This window comes from Pseudoalteromonas sp. AS84 (assembly GCF_038900255.1).
Taxonomy (GTDB): Bacteria; Pseudomonadota; Gammaproteobacteria; order Enterobacterales; family Alteromonadaceae; genus Pseudoalteromonas.
The window spans coordinates 104,607-126,385 of sequence record NZ_JBBMQY010000003.1 but is presented as its reverse complement, the minus strand read 5'-3'; the positions used below and the strand labels follow the sequence as shown (position 1 = coordinate 126,385).

Here is a 21,779-nt window from a genome sequence, read left to right as displayed (position 1 = left end):
AATAACCACTTATAAAAATCTGATAAACTAAAATTTGAAATAGCTTGGCAATGCCCAGCAATAGTTGCTAATAAATACAACCATTCAAAACGTAAGTGTTCAATAGTAACACTTTTAATACGGTTGAAAAATGAAGCTACGCGTAATCACCCATAATATTATCTGAGCTAGATACCATATACCATTTTTTAGTGAGCTAAATGAGAAAAAAAACAACGCAAAATAAAGCTACTAACAAGCCCAGCGATGGCTTTATTAGAGTGATTAGTGGCCAATTTCGAGGCCGAAAACTCCCTGTTAAAAATGTAGAAGGCTTAAGGCCTACTACCGATCGAATTAAAGAAACTGTATTTAATTGGCTAATGCAAGACACGCGTGACACAAATGTACTTGATTGTTTTGCAGGTTCTGGTGGGTTAGGATTTGAAGCGCTATCTCGATTTGCCAAAAACGCCACATTTCTCGAGCTCGACTCGTCAGCTGCCAAGCAATTAGAACTAAACATTAGCACTTTAAAGCTCGACAACGCATACGTTAAACATACTAATTCACTCTCCTTTTTAGAGCAAAAAAACACAAACGAAGCGTTTAATCTTGTATTTGTTGACCCACCATTTCGTAAAGATTTAGCGCAAACGACCTGTGATTTATTAGAAAAAAACCAATGGTTAAGCGATGATGCATTAATTTATGTTGAAGTCGAAACAGAGTTAACCACCTTTAACAACCCAAGCAACTGGTTGTTAATTAAAGAAAAAAAGGCAGGCCAAGTGTTTTGCAAACTCTACCAGCGCCAAGTAAATTAATACTGTTTTACATGATGCGTTTCTGTTAATATTGTCCTTTACATGTGGTGTTGCTTCGGATTACAATACCGCACCATTTTTGAACCACTTGATCAATGTTTGATCAACTTGAGCAACGCTCATAATTTAGGTAGGTGAATTTTTAATGCCAGTAATTAAAGTAAGAGAGAACGAACCGTTTGACGTAGCACTTCGTCGCTTCAAGCGTTCATGTGAAAAAGCAGGAATCCTTTCAGAAGTTCGTCGTCGCGAGCACTATGAAAAACCAACAGCTGAGCGTAAGCGTAAAAAAGCTGCTGCAGTAAAACGTCACATGAAAAAACTTTCTCGTGATAACGCACGTCGCGTTAAATTATACTAATATATTAGGTCTTGTATAAATGAGCCTTTTAATAACGCTAAAAGATGCGCAAAAAGATGCGATGAGAGCTAAAGACAAACAACGTCTTAACCCTATTCGTATGGTACTTGCTGCAATCAAGCAACGTGAAATTGACGAGCGCATAGAACTAGACGACGCAGGTATTACCTCCGTTATAGTGAAGCTTGTTAAACAACGTCGTGACTCTTACACTCAGTACAAAGATGCTGGGCGTGATGATTTAGCTGATATTGAAGCCAATGAAATAGTAGCACTTGAAACTTTCTTACCTCAAAAATTGAGTGAAGAAGAAATCATTGCTCTCATTGATGCGGCTATTGCTGATACTAACGCAGCAGGTATGCAAGACATGGGTAAAGTAATGGGTATAATCAAAAGCAAAGCCGAAGGTCGTGCCGATATGGGCAAAATCTCTGGTTTAATTAAGCAGCGATTAACTGCCTAATACTCCCACATACATTAAAGTATGATTGAAGTGAACCGAGCCTTGCGCTCGGTTTCTTTGTTTTTAACTTTAATAAAAAGTACACCTATTAGGTTACTTTAAAATGAAATTTTTTATAGCTTCCCTATTTATTTTGCTATCATTTTGGTAAGTTAAAGCACGCTATATTTTGCATCAAGCAAGTATAAAAAAGTAAATTTCATATTCGTTATTCTTCTTATTATTTCAGGACTGTATTTTACTAATGGCTGGAAAGATCCCACGTAACTTTATAGACGATTTACTTGCCAGAACCGATATTGTCGACCTGATAGACTCAAAAGTAGGTCTAAAAAAAGCAGGTAAGGATTATCAAGCTTGCTGCCCATTTCATAACGAAAAATCGCCCTCATTTACTGTATCGCAAGACAAACAGTTTTATCATTGCTTTGGTTGTGGCGCTAATGGTAATGCAATTTCGTTTGTAATGGAGTATGAAAAGCTTGAGTTTGTAGATGCTATTGAAGAAATAGCAAGCATGCTTAACTTAGAAGTACCTCGAGAACAAGGCACAAACTCAGCACCAGAACGTACTGCTGCACAAAAGCGCTCTGATTACGATTTAATGCTTCATACTGCGCGCTTTTATCAACACCAATTAAAACACCACAGTAATTCTGCTGCCGTTATTGAATATGTAAAAGGCCGTGGTTTAAGTGGTGAAACAGTTAAAAAGTTCATGATTGGCTACGCTCCCAGCGAGTGGGATGGATTATGTCTTCAGCTTGGGCGTAATAAAGAACAAAAAGAGCAGTTGGTTGAATTAAAGCTAGCTTCAGAAAAAACACCAGGCAGACAATTTGATTTTTTCCGCGACCGATTAATGTTCCCTATTCGCGATAAACGCGGACGCGTTATTGCATTTGGTGGACGTGTAATGCAAGCTGACCAAGGGCCCAAATATCTAAACTCGCCAGAGACCCGAATTTTTCATAAAGGCTTTGAGCTTTATGGGCTTTATGAAGCAAAGCAAGCCCATAAAAAACTTGAGCATGTAATGGTTGTTGAAGGTTACATGGATGTTGTTGCCCTAGCCGAACAAGGAATTGAATACGCTGTAGCATCTTTGGGCACAGCAACAACAAGCGAGCACATGCATACTCTGTTTAGAACTACTGATAAAGTAATCTGTTGTTACGATGGTGACAGAGCTGGCCGTGATGCAGCCTGGAGAGCGCTTGAAAACGCACTTCCTTATTTAAATGATGGTAAAGCCCTGCAATTTGCGTTTTTACCTGATGGCGAAGACCCTGACTCTCTTGTACAAAAAGAGGGGAAGGAGCAATTCGAATTGCGCCTAAGCCAAGCGGATGACTTTACTAAAGTATTATTTAATAAATTAAGCCAAGAAGTTGATTTAACACTCGACTCAGGGAAAGCTAAATTACTCAGTGCAGCACTTCCACTAATTGAAAAAATCCCAAGTGAATTTTATCAAGAAAACATTCTTGAACAATTAGGGCGTTTAATCGGAAGAACACGTGAGCAATTAAATAACCGTTTAAAAACGCCAAAGCAACAGCATTCTATTGAACGTAAATTTAAAATAACACCGATGCGACAAGCGATAGGTATTTTAATTCAACATCCTAATTTAGCTAAAAATGTGCCGTACTTACCTGAACTCGCACAAATGAATATTGCTGGTATAGGGCTGTTGTTACGTTTACAAGAACAAGCTTTAGAGAAAGAAAATGTTACCACTGCACAATTGCTCGAATTTTTTAGAGGAACTGAAGATTATGAGCCATTAATCAAGCTTGCAACGTGGCAACACGACATAAATGAAGAACGTTTAGAAACGGTTTTTAAAAATACTTTCAAGTTTATTGAAGATCAGTGTTTAAATTATCGACTCGAGACCCTATTAATAAAGGACAAGACTCAAGGCCTTAGTAGCGATGAAAGACTTGAGTGTCATTTGTTAATGACAGCGTTAAAAGCGACTAACAGTTAGGGTCTGTTTATCTTTCGCGGTTAAGTTTACAGCAGTGTGTTTGGTATTTAGACAAGACAGAGCCTATGTAGTGTGATTATTCCACATAAATAGGCGATAACGCAGCATAAATGCCAAACACGCGCTGCCCTTTGGGTTCGACCCAAGGGAGGTTTACTCTTTGTTGCTCGGTTTTTACTTAGCCCACTAGGTTACAAACCTCGCGCCGCGATTAAACCACCCTTGGATAGAATAAACTTTAATCCTGAAAGACCAACAGACCCTAGTCAAAATTGATTTAAACTGTTATACTGTGCTATTCACTGCGTCACATTATTCTAGTTGGCTTTAAGGCAAACTACATGATGGCGCCTGTTGTATCAACTTATCAGAGTGGAAGAAACAATCTCTATGGATCCAACTCCTCAGTCACAATTAAAACTTCTGATTCAAAAAGGTAAAGAGCAAGGCTACTTAACTTTTGCAGAAGTAAATGATCACCTTCCACAAGACATTATAGACTCAGATCAAGTAGAAGATATCATAAGCATGATTAATGATATGGGTATTAAGGTTAGCGAAAATGCGCCTGATGCTGATGAATTAATGATGCAAGAAACAACGACAGACGAAGACGCAGCTGAAGCTGCCGCTGCAGCCCTTGCGACTGTAGAAAAAGAAATCGGCCGTACAACGGATCCGGTTCGCATGTACATGCGTGAAATGGGTACTGTTGAACTTCTTACACGTGAAGGCGAAATTGTAATCGCTAAACGTATCGAAGAAGGCATTAACCAAGTACAGATTTCTGTTGCAGAGTACCCTGAAGCAATCACTTACCTGCTAGAGCAGTGGGATAAGTTTGAAGCTGAAGAAATGCGTTTAAGCGATATCATCGTTGGATTTATTGATCCTAATGAAGATACAGCGCCAATTTCAGCAACTAATATCGGTTCAGAATTAAGTGCTAAGCAACTTGATGACGATAAAGATGACAAAGATGATGCTGATAGCGATGACGAAGATGAAGAAGAAGTAGACACAGGGCCAGATCCTGAAGAAGCGCGCATTCATTTTGAAAATTTACGTGATTTATACAATAAAGCACGTGATACGTTTGAAGCTAAAGGTCGTTCGCATCCTGAATCACAAGCCGCCATTTTTGAAATTGGTGAGCTTTTCAGAACCTTTAAATTAATACCTAAACAGTTTGACCGCATGGTAAATAACATGCGTGAAATGATGGATCGTGTTCGCGTTCAAGAACGTCTAATCATGAAACAAGCTGTACAAATTGCTAAATTACCGAAGAAAACATTCGTTAAGCATTTTGCTAACAACGAAACTGACGCTTCATGGGTAGATTTAGAAATTTCAGGTAACGAAAAGTATTCAGCTAAACTTGAAGAAGTTAAGCCAGAAATCATTCGTAGCATTAATAAATTATCTGTTATTGAACAAACAACAGGTTTAAGCATTGAGCGTATTAAAGACATTAACCGTCGAATGAGCATTGGTGAAGCGAAAGCACGCCGTGCGAAAAAAGAAATGGTTGAAGCTAACTTACGTCTTGTAATCTCAATTGCTAAAAAATACACAAACCGTGGCTTACAATTCTTGGATTTAATTCAAGAAGGTAACATTGGTCTGATGAAAGCGGTTGATAAATTTGAATATCGCCGTGGTTATAAGTTCTCTACTTATGCTACGTGGTGGATACGTCAAGCAATCACTCGCTCTATTGCTGACCAAGCAAGAACAATCCGTATTCCAGTACATATGATTGAAACGATTAATAAACTTAACCGTATTTCTCGTCAAATGTTACAAGAAATGGGTCGTGAGCCAAATCCAGAAGAATTAGCAGAACGCATGATGATGCCTGAGGATAAAATCCGTAAGGTACTTAAGATTGCTAAAGAGCCAATTTCAATGGAAACACCAATCGGTGATGATGAAGATTCTCACTTGGGTGACTTTATCGAAGATACAACTATTGATTCGCCAATTGATTCGGCAACAATGGAGTCTCTTCGTGGCGCAACTAACGATGTACTTGCAGGCCTAACAGCCCGAGAAGCTAAAGTACTACGTATGCGTTTTGGTATTGATATGAATACCGACCACACCTTAGAAGAAGTAGGTAAACAGTTTGACGTAACACGTGAACGTATTCGTCAAATAGAAGCGAAAGCGCTGCGTAAATTACGCCACCCTTCTCGCTCAGATTTACTGAAAAGCTTTTTAGACGCTAAATAATTTAGCGCTACTATATAAACTAAAAAGGCCGCTATAGCGGCCTTTTTTCTATTTGAAGGAAATAATCATGGCTTGGATCCAAATTCGTATTAACGCCAATGCTGCAACAGCAGATGCAGTAAGTGACCTATTAATGGAAGCGGGTAGTGCTTCAGTAACCTTTATTGACGCAAAAGACACCCCTATTTACGAACCCAAAATTGGCACCGTTGTATTTTGGGCTGATACCACTGTAATTGGCTTGTTTGAAGCTAATCACGATATGAATGCAGTCGTTGCGTTACTGAAACGCCATGATGAGCTAAAAGATAATTTAGTATACAAAATAGAGCAGCTTGAGGATAAAGACTGGGAACGTGAATGGATGGATAACTTCCACCCTATTCAATTTGGTGAAAGGCTATGGATTTGTCCAAGCTGGCGCGACATTCCAGACCCTACTGCGGTAAATGTACTGCTTGACCCTGGCCTTGCTTTTGGTACGGGCACACATGCAACAACGGCCTTGTGCCTTAAGTGGTTAGAAAGCCAAGACCTAACAGGTAAAACGGTTGTTGATTTTGGTTGTGGCTCAGGCATTTTAGGTATTGCAGCTATAAAACTAGGCGCTGAGCGCATGATTGGGATTGATATCGATCCTCAAGCGCTAGAGGCAAGCTTAGATAATGCTAACCGCAATGGCGTTGCAGACAAACTTGAAGTATATCTTCCAGAAAACCAACCTGAATTTACTGCCGATATAGTCGTTGCTAATATTTTAGCCCAGCCACTTCGCGAACTACACAGTGTAATTTTAGGCTTATTAAAGCCAGGTGGTAAAATTGCCATGTCGGGCATTTTAGAAGAGCAAGCGCAATCAGTTGCTGACATTTATGCACCGTTTATTGAACTAGATGACATTGCCGTTGAAGGTGATTGGACTCGAGTTAGTGGCACTAAAAAAGCGTAATAAACTGCACAATCAAATTTAGAGCATTAGCTCAAAACCTGCATGTAAAGCCTGTATTTAACAGGCTTTACTATTTTTTTACATATTAAAAGTTTTCTGATTATTGTGTAAAAAATAAAACTTGTATGATTTTCAAACAAATCAACCTACTTGTCATGTGGTTATCAAATGTCAATACGAAAAGGGCAAAAAAAAGTTACTTTTGTTCAATTTATAGCCTTTGATTTTTGTGAAAAAAACCGTAAACTTAGCGCCCCTTGAAAAGAGGCCTATTGAATATAGTGCGTATCGGTAAATACCAACTTGAGAATAATGTAATTGTCGCGCCAATGGCTGGCATTACAGACAGACCATTTAGACAACTTTGCCGTCGTTTAGGCGCAGGGCTAGCTGTTTCTGAAATGCTATCGTCTAATCCTAAGGTTTGGAAAACGGAAAAGTCGATGAACCGTATGGATCACAGCGGTGAATCGGGTATACGCGCGGTGCAAATTGCAGGAGCAGATCCTGAGCTTATGGCGCAGGCCGCACAATTCAATGTTGCTAACGGTGCACAGATCATAGATATCAATATGGGGTGCCCAGCAAAAAAAGTGAACAAGAAACTCGCAGGCTCTGCCTTATTACAGTTTCCTGAACTTGTGGAAGAGATTATTGATGCAGTCGTTAATGCTGTTGATATACCTGTGACACTTAAAATCCGTACAGGATGGGATCCGGATAACCGTAATGGTGTAGAGATTGCGAGAATAGCTGAACGTTATGGCATTGCATCACTTGCTGTACATGGGCGTACGCGCGCATGTATGTACAAAGGTGATGCTGAGTACGCCACGATTAGGGATATAAAACGTTCAGTGTCGATTCCTGTTGTTGCCAATGGTGATATTACATCACCAGAAAAAGCAAAACAGGTTTTAGACTATACGGGTGCAGATGCCATTATGATTGGCCGAGCCGCCCAAGGTCGCCCTTGGATATTTAGGGAGATAGACCACTATTTGCGAACTGGGGAACACTTACAGCCGCCTGCTATTGCAGAGGTGCGCAGTATTTTAATGGAGCATTTAACAAACCTCCATCTGTTTTACGGTGAGCCAATGGGAGCGCGAATTGCTCGCAAACATGTATCTTGGTATTTGCAAACCCATGACAGTGATGGTCAGTTTAGGCGAGTATTTAATGCGCTCGACAACCCACAGGCACAGGTCGTCGCATTAGAGCAATACTTTAAAACACTAGCAGCTAACTAAGAAAGAAAGAGACTTAATAATGTTCGAACAAAACGTGACTTCTCCATTTATCACTAACCCTCATGTTCAGTCACACGAGAAACCGCAGCCATTGCGTGATGCAGTAAAAAAAGCTGTTCACCACTATTTAAAGCAGCTTAACGGTCAAGATGTGCAAGACGTTTACGACCTTGTTCTTTCAGAGCTAGAAGCGCCATTACTTGAAGAAGTGATGACATATACACGTGGTAACCAAACTCGTGCAGCAATTTTACTAGGTATCAACCGTGGTACTTTACGTAAAAAGCTTAAAAAATACGGCATGAACTAATATGCTGGCTGTGATTTACCACAGCTAATTATTAAAAAAGCACCCTAGGGTGCTTTTTTTATGCCCGTAATTTAATAGCCGAGTTGCAAAATGCTCACCCTCATTAACGCTTTATAAGTCGTTTTTTGAGTTGTAATCAGTTAAAATGCCCGCTTCTAAGCTAGCTCATTAACTGAGGAAATCAAACTACAATGGATACTCATCGTCCCATTCGTCGCGCACTATTAAGTGTGTCTGATAAAACCGGTATTGTTGAATTTGCCCGCGCACTAGAAGCGCAAGACGTTGATATATTATCAACTGGCGGCACATGTAAACTACTTGCTGATAATGGCATAAAAGTGACTGAAGTATCAGATCACACAGGCCACCCTGAAATCATGGATGGTCGTGTAAAAACACTTCACCCAAAAATTCACGGCGGCATATTAGCCCGTCGCGGACAAGATGAAAGCGTAATGGCAGATAACAGCATTTCTGCTATCGACATAGTTGTAGTTAACTTATACCCCTTTGCGAATACAGTCGCTCAAGAAAACTGCAGCCTTGAAGATGCCATTGAAAATATTGATATTGGCGGCCCTACCATGGTTCGTGCTGCCGCTAAAAACCACAAAGACGTAACAATCGTGGTAAATGCGAGCGACTACGACCGTGTTATTAGCGAAATGCAAAACAACAATGGTTCAACAACGTACAAAACACGTTTTGATTTAGCGATTGCCGCTTACGAGCATACTGCACAATACGATGGCATGATTGCTAACTACTTCGGTAAAATGGTTCCTGATTACACCGAGGAAGCTGCTGTAGAGACTAAATTCCCACGTACTATCAATATGCAGTTCACTAAAAAGCAAGATATGCGCTACGGTGAAAACTCACATCAAGATGCAGCTTTTTATGTTGAAAGTGACATTGCTGAAGCATCAGTTGCAACAGCAACTCAATTGCAAGGTAAGGCCCTTTCGTTTAACAACATTGCAGATACTGATGCAGCACTTGAATGTGTTAAAGAATTTGACGTACCTGCGTGCGTAATTGTAAAGCACGCTAACCCGTGTGGTGTTTCAATTGGGGACAACATCCTCGAAGCATACGAGCGCGCTTTTAAAACAGACCCTACATCAGCATTTGGTGGCATTATTGCCTTTAACCGAGAGCTAGATGCAGCAACTGCACAAGCAATTGTTGACCGTCAGTTTGTTGAAGTAATTATTGCACCTAGTATTTCGGGCGACGCTGCAAAAATTGTTGAAGCTAAAAAGAACGTTCGTTTATTAGAATGTGGACAGTGGACAGGTAAAGCCGCTGGCCAAGATATTAAACGCGTTAATGGTGGTGTTTTAGTTCAAGACCGCGATTTAGGCATGGTAACGCAAGGCGACTTAAAAGTTGTTTCTAAACGTCAACCTACAGAGCAAGAACTTAAAGATTTACTATTTTGCTGGAAAGTAGCTAAGTTTGTTAAATCAAACGCGATTGTTTATGCCCGTGACGGTATGACCATTGGTGTAGGCGCAGGCCAAATGAGCCGCGTATACTCAGCTAAAATTGCAGGCATAAAAGCAGCAGATGAAAACCTTGAAGTTAAAGGTTCAGTTATGGCGTCTGATGCGTTCTTCCCATTCCGTGATGGAATTGACGCTGCAGCAGCCGCTGGCATTACTGCTGTAATTCAGCCTGGTGGCTCAATGCGAGATGAAGAAGTGATTGCAGCTGCTGATGAAGCTGGCATGGCAATGGTGCTTACTGGTATGCGCCATTTCCGCCACTAATCACACAAAGGGTTAAACGTTGGTTTAACCCTTTTTGTTTGCTATAAATTCACGTATTCTGATTATTCAATAACCTATTTAAAATTATAATGTGAAGGAACAAACAATGAAATTTGCGCTAAAATCGCTACTTGTAGCCACACTAACGATGACATCGACTATGGCGCTTAGCCATAACCACGAATCGAGCCTAGAGCATGCACTTCAATCAAGCGACCGTAGCGCTAAAAACAGCGTTCGTGACGAATATCGTCACCCGGCTCAAACACTGGCATTTTTTGGCTTTAAACCAACTATGACAGTTGTTGAAATTGCGCCAGGCGGTGGTTGGTATAGTGAAATTTTAGCGCCAGCACTAAAGGAGCAAGGCACTTATTATGCCGCGCATTTTCCTGCTGATTCATCAGTTGGCTACTACCAACGCTCTCTTGCAGGCTTTGAACAAAAAGTAGCTGAAGATAAGCGCTTTAGTAGCGTTAAAATTACTGAGTTTGCACCTGTAACACATTTAGATATTGCGCCAGCTGGCAGTGCCGATATGGTTTTAACATTCCGTAATGTGCATAACTGGTACATGGGTAAAGATAAAAGCGGTGCATTAAGTGCATTCCAAGCTTTTTACAAAGCCCTTAAACCAGGTGGTACATTAGGTTTAGTTGAACACCGTTTAGCTGAAGAACGTGCTGACGAAGATCAAAAAACATCAGGTTATATGAAGCAGAGCTACGTAGTAGACCTTGCTAAACAAGCTGGGTTTGAATTAGTGGCAAGCAGTGAAATAAATGCAAACCCAAAAGATACAGCCGATCACCCTAAAGGTGTATGGACGCTACCACCAAGCTTAAGACTCGGCGAACAAGATGCTGACAAATACAAAGCCATTGGTGAAAGCGACCGCATGACGCTGAAATTTAAGAAACCGCTTTAAATAGGAATTTTCGCCATGAATGTTTTAGTCATTGGCAGCGGCGGCCGCGAACACGCACTTGCGTTTAAAGCCGCTCAAAACACCAAAGTAAATACTGTATTTGTAGCCCCTGGTAATGCAGGTACTGCACTTGAACCAAAACTTGAAAACGTAGCAATAAACGTTGACGACTTAGAGGGTTTACTTAGTTTTGCACAGCAAAATAAGGTAGAGCTTACTATTGTAGGTCCAGAAATACCGTTAGTACTGGGTGTTGTTGATAAGTTTCGTGAACATAACATGGCTATTTTTGGCCCAACGGCAGGCGCAGCCCAGCTTGAAGGCTCTAAATCGTTTACTAAAGATTTTTTAGCACGCCACAATATTCCATCAGGCGATTATCAAACGTTTGAACAGATTGACCCTGCCCTTGCTTATTTAAAAGAAAAAGGCGCGCCAATTGTTATAAAAGCAGATGGTTTAGCTGCAGGTAAAGGCGTAATTGTAGCAATGACGGAAGCCGATGCCGAAGATGCTATTCGCGATATGCTTGCGGGTAATGCTTTTGGCGATGCGGGAAGTCGTGTTGTTATCGAAGAGTTTTTAGACGGTGAAGAAGCGTCTTTCATTGTAATGGTTGATGGCAAAAACGTATTACCATTTGCTACCAGTCAGGACCATAAACGCGCTTACAATGGCGATGCTGGTCCTAACACGGGTGGCATGGGTGCATACTCACCTGCGCCAGTTGTTACTGATGAAATCCACCAGCGTATTATGAACGAAGTGATCACCCCTACGGTAGAAGGCATGGCAAGCGAAGGTCATCCGTACACCGGCTTTTTATACGCAGGTTTGATGATTGACGAAACAGGTACCCCTAAAGTAATTGAGTACAACTGTCGCTTTGGCGACCCTGAGACTCAACCAATGATGCTACGTTTACAATCAGACCTAGTTGAATTGATTGAAGCTGCTAACCGTGTAGAACTTGATAAAACAACTATTAAGTTTGACCCACGCGCAGCCGTTGGTGTTGTACTTGCAGCTAAAGGTTACCCTGGTGATTATCCTAAAGGTGACGCAATTTCGGGGCTACAAGTTGATTACCCTGCGGGTGAAAAAGTGTTTCATGCGGGTACTAAGCAAAGTGGCAATGACGTTGTAACCGCAGGCGGTCGCGTATTATGCGCAACAGCACTTGGTAATACCGTTACGCAAGCGCAGCAGCGCGCCTATGAGCTTGTTAAACAAATTAGCTGGGATGGTATGGAATATCGTACTGATATTGCTTACCGTGCTATTGCACGCGAGCAATAGCTTGTAATACCTATTCATTGGTATAACCAATTAATTTAACTAAAAAAGCGCAGTTTCCCTGCGCTTTTTTAGTGCTACACTAATTAAAAGGTTTTTTGAAAGTACACAAACGTTGGAACTAAGAACTTTACGTTATCATGCAATTGCTGTTGCCATACTGATCTTTATATTTTTTATAATCAGTACATTGGCATCAAACCTTGTCGTGCCTACACGATATACAATTGATAAAACGGCTCCAATGTACCTCGATTACGCCTACTACATTGACGAAACTAAAACAAAAACATTCGATACCATCATTAACCAACCTGAATTACTTACTCATCAACCATTTTCAGATGTTCCATGGAGTTTTAGCCAGCAAAACTATTGGTTGTTTCTTGATTTAGAAAATAAAAGCCTTAACAAGCAAAATGTTGTGGCACATTTTGACAACCCTATGGTCGATCACCTTACGGTTTACCGCCTCGATAAAAACAACAAACTAATTGAAACATACAAACTCGGCGATAAAGAAGAAGCCCTCTCTTTGTTTGAATACAGCGTACCGCATATTCGTTTTTTAGTAGAAAGAAAGTCGTCACAGCGCTTAGTAATGAAAATAGACACAATCGGCATAAGTAAAACACCTGTAAACTTATACCGTGATAAAGAGTTTATTGACTTAGTGCGCTCTCAAACTGGGATCTGGGGTATTTTTGTAGGCGTGCTATTGATGGCTGCGCTTTATAACTTGGTGCTTTATTTTGGCATAAAAGACCGTGTTTATTTAATTTATATTGGCTACATCGTCAGCGCTATTACGCTAATGGGGGCTGTATTAGGTTTTGGTTTTTATATATGGCCTAATCACTGGCAGCTCCTTATAAACGAACAAGTCGTATTTAGTAATTATGGTGTCGCTTTTTTCACCCTTTCTTTTTGCATCATGTTTTTGCGCTACCATAAGGATAAATGCTGGCGTTACAAAATGAGCATCGCCCTACTTTGGCTTATGTTTATTCTTGCAGTATGTAGCTTGTTTATTCCCGAGAACATAGCGGCTCCTATATTTTTTGGTGTGATGGCACTACTTTATATTACCTGTATTATTTTAATATATAACAAGTTACGTAGTGGTTTTAGGTGGGCTAAGTTTTATGTTTTTTCATGGATACCACTAATAATTGGTGCGGTAATTCAACCTATGGAACTTACTGGAGTTTTACCGTATACCTTTACAACTCGCCATGCCTTTTTAGTTGCGATTCTGTGTGAAGTTATTTTAATGGCAATGGCATTAGCAGACCGAGTAAGGTATCAGCGAGAGCGTGCGCTTTACCACGCCACGCACACACAACAAACAAGGTTACTTAATAGCTCTAAGCTAAAACAAGCATTTATGGCACTACAAAGTCAAAACCGCTCAACAACTTTATGCCTAATAAAAATACGTCACTTTAATTCGCTCAATACTATTATTACCTCTTCTCAGGGCTACACACTCATAAAGCATGTAGCCAAAGAGCTTGAATTAGAACTAAGCCATGAACGCGAATTTACAAACCTCGAAACAGATTTAAACACCAGCCCACGCTTAGCCGATTTGAGTAGTGGCGTATTTGCCTGTATTTCTACTAAAACACAAAACCAAGAAATGCTAGAAACATTATTAACAAAAATAATTAGTAGCCTGCCAAAACAATATGAAATTAAAGGACTAAACCTGCAGCTTAGCTACAGCATAGGTATTAGTAGTGCAGGTAAAAGTAACGATTTTGAATATTGGTTAAAACGTGGTTATTTAGCGCTTAAAAAAGCTAAAAGTAGCGCTAATCAAGTTGGGTCATCGTCAAACACAAATAACCTGATGATGGATGTTGCTTTAGCTGCTAAGTTGCAAAAAGCTATCCAAACCAATCAACTAGCGCTTTACTATCAACCTCAAATTAATTTATTCAGTAACCAAGTAAGTGGCGCAGAAGCTTTATTACGTTGGCCCGATCCAACTTACAGCAGCTTATCAATTGAAGAATTAATAATACTTGCTGAGCACACAGGTATTATTAACGAGCTAACACTGTGGGTAATAGAGCAAGCCTGTAAAGACATAGTCAAGCTTATAAAAAATGGTTATAACGAGCACACAATTAGCGTAAATTTAAGTGCTAAAAATCTAACTATAAATAACTTAGCCGAAAAAGTAGAAAACATTTTAATTAAATACCAAGTGCCGGCACAGTTACTTAAATTTGAACTTACCGAATCCGCATTCGTAGATAGCCAAGATGCGCTTATAAAGCTAGTTGATGAGTTAACAGCATTAGGCATTAAAGTGGTACTGGATGACTTTGGAACCGGCTACGCGTCACTTAGCTACTTAGTTAATTATCACTTTAGTGAACTTAAAATAGATAAGTCATTTGTTTTTGATTTACCTAATAACCCAACTCACCAAGTTATTGTACAAACAGCCATTGATATGGCGCATAACCTCAATTTATCAATAACAATTGAGGGGGTAGAAACCCAAGAAATTCATCACTTACTCAAAGATATGAACGCTGACTACGCCCAAGGTTATTTATATGCAAAAGCACTGCCTTACACCGACTATTTACACTTCTTAAAAAGCCAATATAGCTTAAAAATGTTAGACTCCTCTTTTTAACATCTTTAGGGGCCAAGTAAAGATGCAAGGCACACTGCGTAAACTAAAATCGAGCTTAACCGAACCAGTACAATATCACTTACCTGTAGGTGAGCACTTAGTAGACTTAAATGCATTCATAGGTAAGGAGCTTACGCTTACCTTTAGTGGCACTATTTTATGTTCTAACTGCGGTAAAAAAACCAAAAAAAGCTATTCTCAAGGTCACTGCTTTGTATGTATGCGCAAGCTTGCTAGTTGCGATATGTGTATTATGAAACCAGAAACCTGCCACTATGACCAAGGTACTTGCCGAGAGCCAGAATGGGGCGAAGCAAACTGCATGATCCCACACTATGTATATCTCGCTAACACCTCTGGGTTAAAAGTAGGTATTACCCGCCACACACAAATACCGACTCGTTGGGTTGATCAAGGCGCGACTCAAGCATTGCCTATTTTTAAAGTGCAAACTCGCCTGCAATCAGGTTTAGTGGAAGTTGCATTGGCTGAATTTATTGCCGACAAAACTAATTGGCGCAATATGTTAAAAGGTCAAAACGAAGCAATTGACTTAAAAGCAGCTGCAGCCGAACTGATCCCACAAATTAGTGAGAAGCTAAATGAGCTAAGTGAATTATTTGGTGCAACAGCAATAGAACAACTTGATGAAGATGTGGTTGATTTAGACTTCCCAGTAACCGAGTATCCTACAAAAATCAGCTCATTTAACTTTGACAAAGACCCTGTAGTAAGTGGTATTTTACAAGGTATTAAAGGCCAATACTTAATTTTTGAAAAAGGCGTTATTAATATTCGTAAATTTACGTCTTATGAAGTAACCGTAGGCTAACGAGCTATGTTAAACAGCTACCCACAGTTATTGGTTATTTATAATGAGCTTGAGATAGCCCATAACCAACAAGAGCAACAAGAATGCTTACACAGCGTTACGCAAAGTGAGCTAAGCGATGTGCGAGTACTTAATAAGCAAGGTGACTTCCTTAATTTACAAGGCACTGCTTGCCCTAAATTGAATGGCGAGCAGCTAGCACAGCTTGTTACAGCTTACTTATTAAATGAAGGGCAATGCTGCCTTGGTAAAATCAAAACCCTAAGTGCAGCGCAGGCGTTTGATTTACTAGGGTTATAAACTCCCTTTTTATTTAAAGTTCAGTAAGTACTTTTATATGCGCTACAGCACTGCGACCTAAAGCTGATAGCGCATAGCCCCCCTCTAAATACGAAATAACCCCTTTGCAACCGCCCTCTTTAGCAACACCACATAGTTGCTCGGTAAGCCAAATGTAGTCATCCTCAACAAACTTTAAGCTTGCCATATCATCTTCTAGGTGAGCATCAAACCCTGCGCTTATAAAAAGTAATTCAGGCTTAAACGCTTTTAATTTTGGTAACCATTGCCCAGTAAAAACCTCTTTTAGGTCGTCGCCATTGCTAGCAATTGGCAGAGGTGAATTAACAATATGACTATTATTTTTAACCGCTGTATTAGGATAAAATGGATACTGAAATAACGAACAAAGCAGTACGTTTTCGTCATCAATAAAAATGTCTTGTGTGCCATTACCGTGGTGTACATCAAAGTCAGCAATCGCAATACGTTTAACTCCTTTGCTTTGGGCGTACTTAACAGCAATGGCTAAGTTATTAAATACACAAAATCCGGATGATGAATCTTTATTAGCATGATGCCCTGGCGGGCGCACAGAACAAAAAGCGGCATCGAGTTTATCAGCAAGTATTTCATCAACAGCTAATAACCCCGCACCTACTGCACGCTCAATCGCTTTAAACGAATCTGGGCATAGCCAAGTATCGCCATCTAAATTAGCAAGCCCTTCGGTTGGTATCGTGGCTTCTACGTGTTTAACTAAAGATTCATCGTGAGCAAGTAAATAATGCTCACGCTCGGCTTTAGGGGCTTGAAGGTGGGTTAAGCCAACATCTACACCGCTGGCTAATAATCTGTCGGTAATTGCATCTAAGCGCTCTGGACACTCAGGATGGTCGTCTATCATTTTATGCTTACGGCAATGAGGATGAGAAATAACAGCGGTACGCATAAAAAGTCCCTTACAAGGTGTAAAAACTTAATATAACAAAGCCACCGACAGGTGGCTTTGCGACTTTGGTTTATATCAACATTTTAAATATCAAAGCTATTAGCTACTTTGCCTTTAAATGCAGGTTTCTAAAATCAAAGCTAAAGTCGGTAACCGCTGTTGATACTGCACGCATTTTAGCGCTATTTACACGGTTTTGTGAGCTCATTTCAAAACGAATAAACGCATCCGCTTCAAGCAGTTTTTCATCCCACTTAACTATAAATGTATTACCGGTGTAATGCTCAAGTGTGCCTTTTAAGCGCTTGGTATGCGTAAAATCAATATGCAATTTACTATCAAGCTGCTCAATAATCACATCGCCATACCAATCATCATGTAATGTACCGGTGTAATTAATGTTTGGTAATTGCGGTTGGTAGTCAGCCGGAGCTTCTGGTTTTGCATTAGCGTACGCGTGTTGTTTACCTTCAAAATGACTTTTAGCTAAATCTTCTACCCAGTCTTTATCTTCAAGCTCAAGCGCATCTTCAAGTACTTCATGGGTTACCGCCGAAAGCGCACCAAAAGCTTGTTGATTAGATAAAATAACAATACCAAGCTTTTTCTCAGGCAATAAAGTAACTTGCGATACCATTCCTAAAATACCACCACCGTGACCTAGCTTTTTAAAGCCGTGATAGTCTTCAATGCTCCAACCTAACCCATAACCTCTAAACTGCTGATGATACGATTCAAACGCGCTTTTAGACGCCATAGACGTAATATGTGGGTGCCACATTTGCGCTTGTTGCTTTTCGCTAAATAGCTGCTTGCCGTTTGGCATTTTACCGCCTGCTAATTGCGTACGAAGCCACTGGCTCATGTCGCTTACACTTGAAGCAATTGCACCTGCACCTCTAAAATCTTCTAGGTAGTTCACAAAAAATGGATGAAGCGTGCCATCCATAGGAATATGACCGGTTGCCCAGTTTTTATTACTTTTTGGAATACGCGAAAATCCCGCACGCGAGTTGTCCATGTGTAGCGGCTGCAATATGTTTTTTTCGATATAATCGTTCCAGCTGATACCCGACACACGTGCAACCACCTCACCAGCGGTAACAAACATCAAGTTGTTATAAGCATACTTACTACGAAAACTGCTCGCTGGTTTTAAATACTGTAATCCCGCTAAAATTTCATCAACTGACTTATCGGTACTTGGCCAAATCATTAAATCGCCCTGCCCAAGCCCTAGCCCACTGCGGTGGCTTAATAAATCACGAATACGCATTTCGCGTGTTACGTATGAGTCGTATAATCTAAATTCTGGTAAATGATCAATGACGCGGTCATCCCAGTTTAATTTACCTTCATCAACCAACTTTGCCAGTGCCGCAGTAGTGAATGCTTTGGTGTTTGAAGCAATACCAAATAAAGTGTCTTTGTTTACTTTTTTGTTGGTATCGAGATTAGTTACACCAAAGCCTTTAGCAAATATCACTTTATCGTTTTCAACAATGGCGACTGCCATACCGGGTACGTCAAAACGTGCCATTGAGGCTTTAATAACATCGTCAATTTTGTTGGTATCAACTTGTGCCCAGCTACTAAACGTAGTGCCCGCTAATAGTGCAATTGCGGCAAGTTTGGTTAATTTCATATCAATCCTATTTTATTATTTTTTGATGAACTGCAAATTCAATTGCTGCGCGCTCTTGATTGGTATCGCTTTTTTGTGCGCGATTTAATATCGCATCACTGTATTCTTTTGGTACGCCCGCTTCAAGTGATCCGCGATGAACGTGTTTTATGTACCAATCGTATGGGAGTACGTCGCTGTCGTGGGTATTAGCTATATAACAATGTGCAGTTACAGTCTCACCCGTTAAAAGCGTTGGGGCTATATCTACGCAGTCGTAACCTACGCCCTCAATACTATCTAAAATAACTTTTTCATCTTCATTAAGCTCATAAATAACGCCGTAAACCAGCGCGTCTTCTTTATCGCTTGGGCAAATACTGCACTTGCCTGAGCCATCTTTAAATAGCATATCAAAAGTTAGCTCATAACCTTTAAGTACCGCTGTTCCTACACGCTTTACATTCGGTAAGCGCGCTAGCAAACGATTAGATGACATATTAGAGCCAAACGAAAAATTATATAACGGCATTTTATCTCCTACACTTTTTAAATAAGTTAAATAACAACACGTACTGCAAGGGCAATTAAAATAACGCCAATTCCACGGTCAAACCAATAACCGCGTTGTTGGAAAAAACCCCTTACATTATTTCTAGAAAGTATCATTGAAAGCATTGAAAACCACGCCCACGTAGCCAATGCCATGTATACGCCGTAGCCTACCTGTATACTAGTAGGTGTTGTTGGGCTAATCACGAGTGTAAATAACGACATAAAAAATAACGTGGCTTTTGGGTTTAATGCATTTGTGAAAAAGCCTCGCCTAAAAGCAAGCCAAACAGGTTCTTCGACTACCGTTTTTATTTCTACATTGTCTTGATTACTTGTTGGTGGTTTTGCCGCTCTAAGCGCCTGCACACCTAAATAAGCTAAATAGGCACCAGCCACATATTTAAGCGCCATAAATAAGCTAGGTGACTGCGTTAAAATAAGCGCAACACCTAAAACGCAATAGGCAACGTGCAATAAAATAGCAGCGCCAACACCGGCACTTGTCCAGAGTGCATTGCGTCTACCTTGTTGCACACTCTGTTTGAGTACAACAGCAAAGTCAGGCCCAGGGCTTGCTACTGCAAAAAAATGAGCAATAACAATCAGTAAAAATTCATCTAAGTATTCCACGCAGGTCCTTGCTAGTTTGGCGAATAAGCTAATAACAGCGGGTTAGCCGAGTTACTTACCAATGCTTTAATTTCTTTTTGTGCTTTTTTAAACTGACCACGTAAATGCGGCTTTAAGTGTTTTTTAGACACCTTATCGTTTTTAAAGTAACTAATCAGGGCATGCATAAATACCGTATGCGTTTCACTTAACTTAGCTTCACGGTTAGCGTATGGATTATAACAAGAGCCACAACCGCCTTTAAACTGATACACCGTGTTGCTCATCATCACACCAAACCCTAAAAAACAAGCAAGGGCATCTGCAGCTTGTGGTAAATACTCCCTACCACCTGGCGGTAGCACTCCAACGTGATGAATAAGTATGGTGGCCAATGTACCCGCATAACTTGCCACTAAATCTTGTGGCTGATTAATCTGATTAGGATTAAAAGAGATACTGACCTTATGGCTTGGCGGCACAATTAAATGACTGCCTTTGCCACGTATTTCATCACTAAATTCAAAGTGCGGAAAAACTTGCGGTTGTAACTGCTGCGGTGCAACTAGTTGGATAGGCCATGCGTTCATACCCGCGTAATTAGTAACGCGGGTAAAAACATTACTCGCCATCTCTTCAATGCTCGATACCGAATCGGGGAAAAAAGTGGCCGTTGGCAGTATTATTTGAGTGTGCTTTGTAAAAAATTCAGCATCAAAGTTTTCTACAGCCCAAATAAATGTATCAATAAGCCATTGCTGTTCTTGCTGCTCTAATAATGGCTTTGATTTAAATAAAGCTAACATAGTGTGCTCTTTTAGATTTTAGTTTAGGTACCAGTTTAGTTTTTCTGTGTAAGTGCCCAATCCCACGCTTGAGTATTGTATAGCGGCACTGTTGATAGTGCATGGTGGTGGCTACCACTGGATTCTTTAGTTGAATACGATAAATACAATAAGGTACGGTTTTCAGCATCGTAAATACGGCGCACTTTTAGTGATTTAAATAATATACTTTTAGATGATTTAAATATCACCTCACCTGATTTACTGCGGTCTATTTTTTGTAGTTGCTGCGCTGTAATAGGCCCTGTTTGACGACACGCTATAGACATATCTGACGGGTCAGAAAAGTCCAAATTAGCCTCTATATGACTAATATGACAAGTAACGCCTTCGAGGATTGGATCTTGCTGCGAATTAACTACAACATCTTTAGTTGTAAATAACCCAAGACTTACCGACGCAACATCATCAGAGCAAGCACTTAATGTAACAACAGCACCTGCAAGTAAAACTAAACGTTTAAATTTTTGTGGTAATTTCATACTTATCCTTAATTAATATATAAGTAACTTAGCACCTACGTTACTAAGCGAAGGTTCACCTGTATGTTTTTATACTAACATCAAAAATAAATACGACTAAATTAGTTTAAAGTAAAGATTTTAGATAGCTCAGGGTTTAGCGAACCCTGTTGTATTTGATACAATTAACTCTCGCTCATGCAGTAACTCATAATAGGAAACGCCTAAATGCCGCACATTATTATTGAACACTCAGAAGACCTCCCTGTATTACCACAAGTTCTCGTAGAAAAAATTCACAATACCGCCTTTGAAAGCGATTTATTTGAGTTAGAAACCATAAAAACGCGCGCTATTGCTTATCAGCAATATCAACTAGGCGCAGGAAAATCAGGGTTTATACATATTGCGGTACATATATTAGCGGGACGCTCGATTGAGCAAAAGCAAATGCTAAGCGAACTGCTACTTTCGTGCTTAAAAACATATTGCAGAGCATCAGACAGCCTAAGTGTAAATATTTACGATATTGAGCATGAAATATACCGTAAAAATTAGTTAACTCTTGTAGTTTTGAGCAATAAA

General features: G+C 40.1%; 21 protein-coding genes. 15 read left to right on the top strand and 6 right to left on the bottom strand.

Going from position 1 to position 21,779, the window contains the following annotated elements:
• Positions 1 to 200: 200 nt before the first annotated feature.
• The 14 genes from rsmD to WNY79_RS04740 all read left to right on the top strand — a co-directional run bounded on the left by rsmD (position 201) and on the right by WNY79_RS04740 (position 16,169).
• Positions 201 to 806: a 16S rRNA (guanine(966)-N(2))-methyltransferase RsmD gene (rsmD, locus tag WNY79_RS04805; RefSeq protein ID WP_342875283.1), complete on the top strand. Its 606-nt coding sequence runs from the start codon at positions 201 to 203 to the stop codon at positions 804 to 806.
• A 145-nt stretch (positions 807 to 951) separates the two neighbouring features.
• Positions 952 to 1,167 (top strand): 30S ribosomal protein S21, encoded by a 216-nt coding sequence (gene rpsU / locus WNY79_RS04800; protein WP_002957797.1) that lies wholly within the window; start codon positions 952 to 954, stop codon positions 1,165 to 1,167.
• A gap of 19 nt (positions 1,168 to 1,186) precedes the next feature.
• Positions 1,187 to 1,633, top strand: a complete 447-nt coding sequence (locus WNY79_RS04795) for a GatB/YqeY domain-containing protein (protein ID WP_007586535.1) — start codon at positions 1,187 to 1,189, stop codon at positions 1,631 to 1,633.
• Positions 1,634 to 1,877: 244 nt separating this feature from the next.
• Positions 1,878 to 3,629 (top strand): DNA primase, encoded by a 1,752-nt coding sequence (gene dnaG, locus WNY79_RS04790; RefSeq protein ID WP_024603725.1) that lies wholly within the window; start codon positions 1,878 to 1,880, stop codon positions 3,627 to 3,629.
• 390 nt (positions 3,630 to 4,019) lie between these two features.
• Positions 4,020 to 5,867, top strand: a complete 1,848-nt coding sequence (rpoD, locus tag WNY79_RS04785; protein WP_007586533.1) for an RNA polymerase sigma factor RpoD — start codon at positions 4,020 to 4,022, stop codon at positions 5,865 to 5,867.
• Between the two features lie 67 nt (positions 5,868 to 5,934).
• Entirely contained in the window at positions 5,935 to 6,816 is an 882-nt protein-coding gene (gene prmA, locus WNY79_RS04780) for a 50S ribosomal protein L11 methyltransferase (RefSeq protein WP_024600157.1), read from the top strand.
• A gap of 281 nt (positions 6,817 to 7,097) precedes the next feature.
• On the top strand, positions 7,098 to 8,069 hold the full coding sequence (gene dusB, locus WNY79_RS04775) for a tRNA dihydrouridine synthase DusB (protein WP_010553368.1): 972 nt from the start codon (positions 7,098 to 7,100) through the stop codon (positions 8,067 to 8,069).
• Between the two features lie 19 nt (positions 8,070 to 8,088).
• The gene (gene fis / locus WNY79_RS04770; RefSeq protein WP_002957804.1) at positions 8,089 to 8,379 is read left to right on the top strand and encodes a DNA-binding transcriptional regulator Fis; all 291 of its coding nucleotides are present in this window, start codon (positions 8,089 to 8,091) and stop codon (positions 8,377 to 8,379) included.
• Between the two features lie 191 nt (positions 8,380 to 8,570).
• A complete protein-coding gene (gene purH / locus WNY79_RS04765; RefSeq protein ID WP_342875282.1) occupies positions 8,571 to 10,157 on the top strand; it encodes a bifunctional phosphoribosylaminoimidazolecarboxamide formyltransferase/IMP cyclohydrolase in 1,587 nt (528 codons plus the stop codon).
• Between the two features lie 106 nt (positions 10,158 to 10,263).
• On the top strand, positions 10,264 to 11,085 hold the full coding sequence (locus WNY79_RS04760) for a methyltransferase (protein ID WP_342875281.1): 822 nt from the start codon (positions 10,264 to 10,266) through the stop codon (positions 11,083 to 11,085).
• Between the two features lie 15 nt (positions 11,086 to 11,100).
• The gene (gene purD, locus WNY79_RS04755) at positions 11,101 to 12,384 is read left to right on the top strand and encodes a phosphoribosylamine--glycine ligase (protein ID WP_342875280.1); all 1,284 of its coding nucleotides are present in this window, start codon (positions 11,101 to 11,103) and stop codon (positions 12,382 to 12,384) included.
• Positions 12,385 to 12,496: 112 nt separating this feature from the next.
• On the top strand, positions 12,497 to 15,037 hold the full coding sequence (locus WNY79_RS04750) for an EAL domain-containing protein (RefSeq protein ID WP_342875279.1): 2,541 nt from the start codon (positions 12,497 to 12,499) through the stop codon (positions 15,035 to 15,037).
• Positions 15,038 to 15,059: 22 nt separating this feature from the next.
• Entirely contained in the window at positions 15,060 to 15,869 is an 810-nt protein-coding gene (locus WNY79_RS04745) for a DUF2797 domain-containing protein (protein ID WP_024600160.1), read from the top strand.
• A 6-nt stretch (positions 15,870 to 15,875) separates the two neighbouring features.
• Positions 15,876 to 16,169 (top strand): hypothetical protein, encoded by a 294-nt coding sequence (locus tag WNY79_RS04740; RefSeq protein ID WP_024600161.1) that lies wholly within the window; start codon positions 15,876 to 15,878, stop codon positions 16,167 to 16,169.
• Between the two features lie 13 nt (positions 16,170 to 16,182).
• On the opposite strand, the gene WNY79_RS04735 is transcribed toward WNY79_RS04740, so the two are convergent.
• From WNY79_RS04735 to WNY79_RS04710, 6 genes are all read right to left on the bottom strand, one after another.
• The gene (locus tag WNY79_RS04735) at positions 16,183 to 17,100 is read right to left on the bottom strand and encodes a histone deacetylase family protein (protein ID WP_342875278.1); all 918 of its coding nucleotides are present in this window, start codon (positions 17,098 to 17,100) and stop codon (positions 16,183 to 16,185) included.
• A 103-nt stretch (positions 17,101 to 17,203) separates the two neighbouring features.
• Complete coding sequence (locus WNY79_RS04730; RefSeq protein WP_342875277.1) at positions 17,204 to 18,745, bottom strand: serine hydrolase; 1,542 nt, start codon at positions 18,743 to 18,745, stop codon at positions 17,204 to 17,206.
• A gap of 7 nt (positions 18,746 to 18,752) precedes the next feature.
• Positions 18,753 to 19,256 carry a gamma-glutamylcyclotransferase family protein gene (locus WNY79_RS04725; RefSeq protein WP_121953767.1) on the bottom strand — a complete coding sequence of 168 codons (504 nt, stop codon included), beginning with the start codon at positions 19,254 to 19,256 and terminating at the stop codon, positions 18,753 to 18,755.
• Between the two features lie 26 nt (positions 19,257 to 19,282).
• Positions 19,283 to 19,909, bottom strand: a complete 627-nt coding sequence (locus WNY79_RS04720) for a LysE family transporter (protein WP_076925010.1) — start codon at positions 19,907 to 19,909, stop codon at positions 19,283 to 19,285.
• An 11-nt stretch (positions 19,910 to 19,920) separates the two neighbouring features.
• Complete coding sequence (locus tag WNY79_RS04715) at positions 19,921 to 20,694, bottom strand: hypothetical protein (RefSeq protein WP_342875276.1); 774 nt, start codon at positions 20,692 to 20,694, stop codon at positions 19,921 to 19,923.
• A gap of 35 nt (positions 20,695 to 20,729) precedes the next feature.
• Positions 20,730 to 21,215: a CreA family protein gene (locus WNY79_RS04710; RefSeq protein ID WP_076925008.1), complete on the bottom strand. Its 486-nt coding sequence runs from the start codon at positions 21,213 to 21,215 to the stop codon at positions 20,730 to 20,732.
• 207 nt (positions 21,216 to 21,422) lie between these two features.
• On the opposite strand from WNY79_RS04710, the gene WNY79_RS04705 reads away from it, so the two are divergent.
• Positions 21,423 to 21,752, top strand: coding sequence for a 5-carboxymethyl-2-hydroxymuconate Delta-isomerase (locus WNY79_RS04705; protein ID WP_024590599.1), 330 nt, complete (start codon positions 21,423 to 21,425; stop codon positions 21,750 to 21,752).
• Positions 21,753 to 21,779 lie beyond the last annotated feature (27 nt).

What these genes read in the sequence shown, in the direction of transcription:
- WNY79_RS04735 (WP_342875278.1), bottom strand. Translation starts at nt 17,100, where the DNA reads ATGCGTACCGCTGTTATTTCTCATCCTCATTGCCGTAAGCATAAAATG.
- WNY79_RS04740 (WP_024600161.1), top strand. Translation starts at nt 15,876, where the DNA reads ATGTTAAACAGCTACCCACAGTTATTGGTTATTTATAATGAGCTTGAG.
- fis (WP_002957804.1), top strand. Translation starts at nt 8,089, where the DNA reads ATGTTCGAACAAAACGTGACTTCTCCATTTATCACTAACCCTCATGTT.
- rpsU (WP_002957797.1), top strand. Translation starts at nt 952, where the DNA reads ATGCCAGTAATTAAAGTAAGAGAGAACGAACCGTTTGACGTAGCACTT.
- purD (WP_342875280.1), top strand. Translation starts at nt 11,101, where the DNA reads ATGAATGTTTTAGTCATTGGCAGCGGCGGCCGCGAACACGCACTTGCG.
- WNY79_RS04730 (WP_342875277.1), bottom strand. Translation starts at nt 18,745, where the DNA reads ATGAAATTAACCAAACTTGCCGCAATTGCACTATTAGCGGGCACTACG.
- purH (WP_342875282.1), top strand. Translation starts at nt 8,571, where the DNA reads ATGGATACTCATCGTCCCATTCGTCGCGCACTATTAAGTGTGTCTGAT.
- dnaG (WP_024603725.1), top strand. Translation starts at nt 1,878, where the DNA reads ATGGCTGGAAAGATCCCACGTAACTTTATAGACGATTTACTTGCCAGA.
- WNY79_RS04725 (WP_121953767.1), bottom strand. Translation starts at nt 19,256, where the DNA reads ATGCCGTTATATAATTTTTCGTTTGGCTCTAATATGTCATCTAATCGT.
- rpoD (WP_007586533.1), top strand. Translation starts at nt 4,020, where the DNA reads ATGGATCCAACTCCTCAGTCACAATTAAAACTTCTGATTCAAAAAGGT.
- WNY79_RS04705 (WP_024590599.1), top strand. Translation starts at nt 21,423, where the DNA reads ATGCCGCACATTATTATTGAACACTCAGAAGACCTCCCTGTATTACCA.
- WNY79_RS04745 (WP_024600160.1), top strand. Translation starts at nt 15,060, where the DNA reads ATGCAAGGCACACTGCGTAAACTAAAATCGAGCTTAACCGAACCAGTA.
- WNY79_RS04760 (WP_342875281.1), top strand. Translation starts at nt 10,264, where the DNA reads ATGAAATTTGCGCTAAAATCGCTACTTGTAGCCACACTAACGATGACA.
- WNY79_RS04710 (WP_076925008.1), bottom strand. Translation starts at nt 21,215, where the DNA reads ATGAAATTACCACAAAAATTTAAACGTTTAGTTTTACTTGCAGGTGCT.
- prmA (WP_024600157.1), top strand. Translation starts at nt 5,935, where the DNA reads ATGGCTTGGATCCAAATTCGTATTAACGCCAATGCTGCAACAGCAGAT.
- WNY79_RS04715 (WP_342875276.1), bottom strand. Translation starts at nt 20,694, where the DNA reads ATGTTAGCTTTATTTAAATCAAAGCCATTATTAGAGCAGCAAGAACAG.
- WNY79_RS04795 (WP_007586535.1), top strand. Translation starts at nt 1,187, where the DNA reads ATGAGCCTTTTAATAACGCTAAAAGATGCGCAAAAAGATGCGATGAGA.
- rsmD (WP_342875283.1), top strand. Translation starts at nt 201, where the DNA reads ATGAGAAAAAAAACAACGCAAAATAAAGCTACTAACAAGCCCAGCGAT.